Raw genomic sequence first — 5193 nt, forward strand, 5'->3', positions numbered from 1 at the left:
ACCCCGCGCACCGCAGGCGAAGCCTCGCCCTTCCGGTACGCCCCGACCAGCCGCGTGACCAGCCGCACATCCGCCAGCGAACGATAGGTCACCCCCGGAATCCGCACCCGCCGCAGCGAATCCGGCACCAGAGCCACCGCAAGTCCCCCGCCCACCAGAGTGAGGGCGGCGATGAAGTCCCGCACCGGCGGAGCACACTGCGGAGTGAACCCCCCTCGCTCAGCCACCTCCAGGATCTGGTCCCGGCAGCCGTACTCCTCGTCGAAGTGCGGTGCCACGAACCGCTCGTGGCGCAACTCCGCCGCCGGCACCGCCTCACACTCCGCCAGCGGCGAACCCGTCGGCAACGCCAGCACCACCTCTTCGCCGAGCAGGCAGGTGGCCGTCACCCCGGGCGGATACTCCGGCCGCCACCGCAGAAACCCCACGTCGATGTCCCCGCAGGCCAGCGCCTCCAACTGGGCCGGCGTCTCCAGCTCGCGCACCTGCACCGTCAGCTGGGTACCGGGGGCGGCGCAGCGGGTGAGGACATCGGTGAGCACACCGGAGAAGGCCGCCGAAGCCACGTAGGCGATCTCGGCGTGCCCGAGCTCCCCACGTCCCGCCTGCCGCCCCACGGCCTCGGCCCGCGCGGCCTGGGCAAGGGTCTGACGCGCCTCCTCCAGGAACAGCCGCCCCGCACCGGTCAGCGCCGGCCTCGTGCGCCGTCCACGGTCGATCAGCCGGACACCGAGGTGCGACTCCAGCGCCCTGACCTGGGCACTGAGCGCAGACGGAGCGAGATGCAGACGGTCCGCCGCCCGCGCGAAATGCAGTTCCTCCGCGACGGTGACGAACGATTCCAGCCAGCGCAGTTCCACCGGCCCCTCCGTTCTGCTGTCTCGGTGCTGACGATAGCACCGGCCGTGAGTGCGGCCTCGGTGAGAAGAACACCCCCCGCGGCGGCGTCAGGGCATGTGTGGAGCACCGCCTTGCCGACCTGCTCGACCATGACGGCGCGTTCCGGGCCGGTGGGATCCATGAGGCCGCGGCCGAGCACATGTCGGAAGAAGCCGGAAGAACCGGAGCGCCCACCCCGTGATGCGCCGGCTGCGCACCACGGCTCCTTGACGTCGTACGCCGAGGTGCCCGGAACGGGAGCCGCTCCGGGCACCTCGGCGTGCACACCCGTACCGACCCCGGCGTACACACCCGTTGCGCCTGTCCCGACCCTCAGCCGGAGCGATCCGGGGAGGTACCGCCGGACGGCGCCGCCGTGCTGCCGCGTACGACCAGCGATCCCGGTGAGACCGAGGTGTACGGGCCGTCATTGCTCGGCTTCTGTGTGAGCCGCCGCATCATCCAGAGCGCGCAGCCGGTCGCCATCTCCTGGATCGGGAGGCCGATCGTGGTGAGACCCGGACCCCACCAGGAGAACCCGGGCTCGTCGCCGAACCCCACCACGGACAGCTCCTCGGGCACCTTCACGCCCTCCTGGGACAGCTCCTCCAGGACGCCCAGGGTGAGCTGGACCGATCCGAGCACGAGCGCGGTGGGTGCCCGCGGGCCATCGAGCAGCCGGCGCACCGCCTCACGGCCGTACTCGACGGAGGACGGGGGGCCCAGTTCGGCGTGTCCGGCCTCGTCCGGGAGACCGGCCTCGCGCAGGGCGTCCTGGAATCCCTTCAGGCGCTCCGCGCCCGTGGGCAGTTCGACGGGGCCGCCCAGGTAGCCGAGGCGGGTGTGGCCCTGTGCCACCAGGTGGGCCGTGGCCTGCCGCAGTGCCTCGTGGTCGTCCACGCCGAACCACTGGGAGCCGAGCGAGGGGTGCTTGCGCAGCAGCTGCAGGTGCGGGAGCGCGCGCAGTAGCTTGACGGACTCGGTGTGCGGGCGCGCGGTGGGAACGATGATGACGCCCGCCACGCGGTTCGCGGACAGCTCCCGCAGATGGCGGAGCTCCACCGCCCGGTCGTCGTCGGTCTCGGAGAGCATGAGCTGGAAGCCCTGTGCCTCCATGTTCTTGGACAGTTCGTGCGCGATGGTCGAGTAGAAGCTGTTGCGGATGTCCGGGATCACCAGCCCGACCACGTTGCTCGACGCTCCGCGCATCATCCGCGCCGCGCGATTGCCGACGTACCCCATCTCCGACGCTGCCTGGCGGACCCGGAACTTGGTCTCCTCGCTGATACGGGGATCGTCGGCGAGCGCACGGCCGACCGTCGAGACGGAGATCCCGAGGCGCTCGGCGATGTCCTTGGTGGTGATCACGTGGTGGGCCCCCTCGGGTGGCTGGTGCCGTGTCGTGCTGTGCCGTCACGTTCCGTATGCCAACGATAGCATCGTCGTCGCGCTGCGTGGTCGATGTCGCCGGGCCGGGAGTCGGTACGCGGCTCTGTGCTAACGTTAGCATTGCTGTTTGAGGTCATGCAGTCGGCTGCGGCTGCCTTGGTTCGCGGAGGTGTCCGTGCGGATCGTCAGATATTCCCGCGGTGGTGTGTGTCATTACGGAGAGCTGGTGGACGATGGCGCCGGAATCGCACGGTGTGAGGGCGATCCCTTCACCGGGCTGTTCCCCACGGGTCATCTCGACGGGGTCGCCGAGGTGGCGATTCTGCCGCCGTTGGAGCGGCCCCGGATCTTCGGGTTCGCCTACAACTACGCCTCACATGTCGACGAGACCGACCGTGAGGTTCCGGAAGTTCCCGTCGTCTTCATGAAGCCGAGTACGGCGGTGATCGGGCCGGACGATGCCATCGTCTATCCGGCTGATGGTGAACTCATCCATTTCGAAGGCGAGTTGGTGGTCGTCATCGGAAAGGAGGCCCGCCATGTGAAGGCCGCCGACGCCCATGAGTACATCCTTGGCTATACGTGCGGAAATGACGTCAGTGACCGTGTCATCCAGCGCAGGGAAAGCGCGTTCGGCGCGCTGCTGATCGGGAAGGGCCAGGACACGTTCGCGCCCCTCGGTCCCGCCATCGTGACGGAGCTCGATCCGTCGCGGCTGTCGCTGACGACACGGGTGAACGGGACGGTCATGCAGTCGGCGAGCACCGCCGACCTGCTGCTCACCGTGCCCGACCTCGTCAGCTATCTGAGCCGCTACCTCACGCTTCTCCCGGGCGACGCGATCATGACGGGCACCCCTTCAGGGGTGGGGCCCATCCGCCCCGGAGACGAGGTCGAGGTCGAGATCGAGGGCATCGGCGTCCTGCGCAACACCGTCGTCGCCGAACGCGGCTGACCCCCTGAACACCACTGGCCTTGACCGAAACCCTCAACGAGTCGGTCAAGGCCAGTGGCCGTCGTGTACGTCGCGCTCGTCGTCGCGAGCCGGCCCGGAGGCTGCGCCGCCGGCGGACCGTGTTGTCGAACATCGAGGTCCGGACGAAGGCCAGGGCGAGGACGCCCGCCAGGGGGAGGATCGCCACCTGGAGCAGACCCGCCTGCCGCCGGCCGAAAGCCTCCACCGGAGAGGCGAAGCGCAGACCCGATTGTGTTGCCTGGCGCGCGGCGGCTCCCGAGGGAAAGGATCACGGCGGGCCGTGGCGGATCCGTCGCCGTACGGGTGGCGTGCGGTGGAAAGAAACGGTGAGTGGAATGCGGTCTCGGGTCGGCGACCGCGGTGATGTCGTCGCATGGCGGAGGTGTCGGCTGCCGCACGGTCGAACGCGTGCTTCTGATTCCAGCCGTGAAATGGACGTCCGGGACGTCCGTGGTCATGGCGTCATCGGCGACCGGACTCGTGTGGGCACTTGTCGGGCCACACGGTCATGGGCTCGCGGAAACCATGAGGGGAAGTCCCTGGCGCGTCAAGAGGCGGGCGGCGTATTTCCTGCGCGGCCGTAGGTGTCTTCGGCGCGGTCCCTTGCGCGGGGCGCGTCAACGGCAATTTCCGGAAGAAGTTTGCGGGCCGCGCTTCGGCGCCCTCGCGGAACTCCGGCCCTTGACGTGCCGAGCGAGTCCAGTGCTATCGTTAGCACCAGCTGTGACAAAGTGATTCGAAGGGCCCCCGGCACCCTGTGACCGGTGCCAGGGGCGTACTGTGCCGTCCTCCGCTCCGACCACGAGTCGACGGACGCGGGACATCCGATGCAAACCCAGTGAACCGCCGACAGAACGTGACCGGCGAGAATCCGGTCACGTCCGCCGTGAGCGGCACGATTCTGCGAGGACGACCTGCCATGACACCATCGAGCCGCCCGGGCACCGTGCTGCTCACCGACTATGCCTGGCCCGACGACACGGTCGAACGATCGGTGATCGAGGGCGCGGGTCTCACCCTCGTGACCGGCCCCGCCGAGCCGGCCTCCGCGGAGGCCGTCGAGGAGCTGGTCGCGAAGTACCGGCCCGCCGGGATCCTCACCTGCTGGGCGCCCGTCTCGGCCGACGCGATCGGCACCTCGCCGGATCTGCGGATCGTGGCCAGGCTCGGGGTCGGCCTCGACAACATCGCCGTGGGCACCGCCACCGAGCGGGGCGTGTGGGTCACCAATGTGCCGGACTACTGCGTCGAGGAGGTCGCGGACCACGCCGTGGGCATGGTGCTGGCCTGGACACGGGGACTGGCCGCCTACGACCGGGAGGTCCGCGCGGGACGCTGGGACCCCGCCGGGGCCCGGCTGCGCCGGCTGTCGACGCTGACGTGCGGCGTCGTCGGATACGGGCGCATCGGGCGCGCCACCGCGCGCAGGCTCGGCGCGTTCGGCTGCCGGATCCTGGCCCACGACCCGCACCCGCCGAAGGACACCCCCGGAGTGGAGATGGTGGGCCTGGAGGACCTGCTGCGCCGCAGTGACGTGGTGATCCTCCATGTGCCGCTCACACCCGGCACGCACCACATCATCGGCGCCGAGCAGCTCGCGCTGATGCCACGGGGCGGCCTCCTGGTCAACGTCAGCAGAGGCGGCCTGGTGGACACCGACGCGGTGATCAAGGCGCTCGACAGCGGACACCTGCACGGAGCCGCCCTCGACGTCCTGGAGACCGAACCGCACGTCCCCGCCCAACTGTCGGCCCAGCCCGGCGCGATCCTCACCCCGCACGTGGCCTTCTCCTCCGACGCCTCGGTCACGGAGCTGCGCCGCCGCGCCGCCGAGGAGGTCGTCCGGGTGCTGGCGGGCGAGCCACCGGCACACGCCTGCAACAGCCCCCGTGGCGCCGATGCCGCGTCAGGGGCACGGCGATGAGCCCGGCCCTTATACGAATCTGACG

At 70.0% G+C, this 5193-nt stretch carries 4 protein-coding genes; 2 read left to right on the forward strand and 2 right to left on the reverse strand.

What is annotated here, in order from left to right:
• Together FNH04_RS40775 and FNH04_RS40780 are read right to left on the reverse strand one after the other, a co-directional pair.
• Window positions 1-860: LysR substrate-binding domain-containing protein (locus tag FNH04_RS40775; protein ID WP_322725318.1), on the reverse strand; the 860-nt coding region annotated here is incomplete at its 3' end.
• Window positions 861-1212: 352 nt separating this feature from the next.
• Entirely contained in the window at window positions 1213-2247 is a 1035-nt protein-coding gene (locus tag FNH04_RS40780) for a LacI family DNA-binding transcriptional regulator (RefSeq protein WP_322725319.1), read from the reverse strand.
• 196 nt (window positions 2248-2443) lie between these two features.
• On the opposite strand from FNH04_RS40780, the gene FNH04_RS40785 reads away from it, so the two are divergent.
• Together FNH04_RS40785 and FNH04_RS40790 are read left to right on the forward strand one after the other, a co-directional pair.
• Entirely contained in the window at window positions 2444-3223 is a 780-nt protein-coding gene (locus tag FNH04_RS40785) for a fumarylacetoacetate hydrolase family protein (RefSeq protein ID WP_322725320.1), read from the forward strand.
• A 940-nt stretch (window positions 3224-4163) separates the two neighbouring features.
• Window positions 4164-5168: a C-terminal binding protein gene (locus FNH04_RS40790; RefSeq protein ID WP_152791233.1), complete on the forward strand. Its 1005-nt coding sequence runs from the start codon at window positions 4164-4166 to the stop codon at window positions 5166-5168.
• Window positions 5169-5193: the final 25 nt, after the last annotated feature.

Source organism: Streptomyces phyllanthi (assembly GCF_009377205.1).
GTDB classification, from domain to species: domain Bacteria; phylum Actinomycetota; class Actinomycetes; order Streptomycetales; family Streptomycetaceae; genus Streptomyces; species Streptomyces phyllanthi.

Coding starts and splice junctions, on each gene's coding strand:
- FNH04_RS40790 (WP_152791233.1), top strand. CDS start 4,164: ATGACACCATCGAGCCGCCCGGGCACCGTGCTGCTCACCGACTATGCC.